General features: G+C 70.1%; 1 protein-coding gene and 2 pseudogenes. 2 read left to right on the top strand and 1 reads right to left on the bottom strand.

Features of this window, described 5'->3' with window-relative positions:
* Positions 1-205: MetQ/NlpA family ABC transporter substrate-binding protein (locus tag VQ02_RS36520; RefSeq protein WP_245239936.1), on the bottom strand; the 205-nt coding region annotated here is incomplete at its 3' end.
* Positions 206-207: 2 nt separating this feature from the next.
* On the opposite strand from VQ02_RS36520, the pseudogene VQ02_RS33685 reads away from it, so the two are divergent.
* Positions 208-711, top strand: a pseudogene (locus tag VQ02_RS33685) (MetQ/NlpA family ABC transporter substrate-binding protein); the annotation flags it as partial.
* A gap of 43 nt (positions 712-754) precedes the next feature.
* Positions 755-972: pseudogene (locus VQ02_RS33680) on the top strand (5,10-methylene tetrahydromethanopterin reductase); the annotation flags it as partial.

Genomic DNA, 972 nt, shown 5'->3' with positions numbered 1-972 from the left:
CTGTCGGATGCAGGTCAAGGTCAGGTGCGTGGACGCCGCACGGGTTGGCGGTGGCTTTGAGCCTGATACAGCCGGGATCGCGCAGGGCCTTCAGGGCCCGCTCCAGATTCACCGGATCGTTCGGCACCGCGACCGGCGCGCCCGGGCGCACGGCGGACAGCACCGGGTGCTTGGGCGAGTACAGCCCCGTCGGCGGCGTCGGCATCTGTGCGGGTGCCGACGCCGCCGATGGGGCTGTACTCGCGCAAGCACACGGCGCTGTCCGCCGTGCGCCCGGGCGCGACGGTCGCGGTGCCGAACGATCCGGTGAATTTGGAGCGGGCCCTGAAGATCCTGCGCGATGCCGGCTGGATCGGGCTCAAAGCCAACGCCAACCCGGTCGACGTCACCGAACTCGACGTGACCGCGAATCCGAGCGGCATCCGCATCGTGCCGCTGGAAGCAGCCCAGGCGCCGCGCGCCCTCGACGACGTCGACTTTGCGGCGATCCAGGGCAACTTCGCGATCTTCAGCGGCCTCAAGCTCACCGAGGCCCTGGCGCTGGAAAAGATGACCGCGCCGTACATCAACGTGGTGGCGGTGCGCCGCGGCCAGGCCGAGACGCCGTGGGCCAGGGCGATCGTGGCGGCCTACCGCTCGGATGCGTTCCAGGCGGCGATCCGAGCCGACCGCTTCTACGACGGCTTCACGCTGCCGGACTACTTCCGGTGATCCCCGCAAAGACTTGACGAGACCTGCCCCGGAGGCCTTGCGCATGACGAAGCCGATCCGCGTCAACGGGTTCGCGATCCACAGCCCGGTCCACCTCTCGCCCGGCCTGTGGACCCACCCGCGCGACCGCTCCCTGGAGTTCAACACGCTCGGCTACTGGACCGACGTGGCCCGCCTCCTCGAGCGCGGCCTGTTCGAGACCCTGTTCATCGCCGACGGCATCGGCATCCACGACGTCTACGCCGGCGACGCCGCGGCGGC

Source organism: Methylobacterium variabile (assembly GCF_001043975.1).
Classification (GTDB): Bacteria; Pseudomonadota; Alphaproteobacteria; order Rhizobiales; family Beijerinckiaceae; genus Methylobacterium; species Methylobacterium variabile.
Note: the sequence above shows the minus strand (reverse complement) of the source record. Positions and strands in the feature narration are given on the sequence as shown.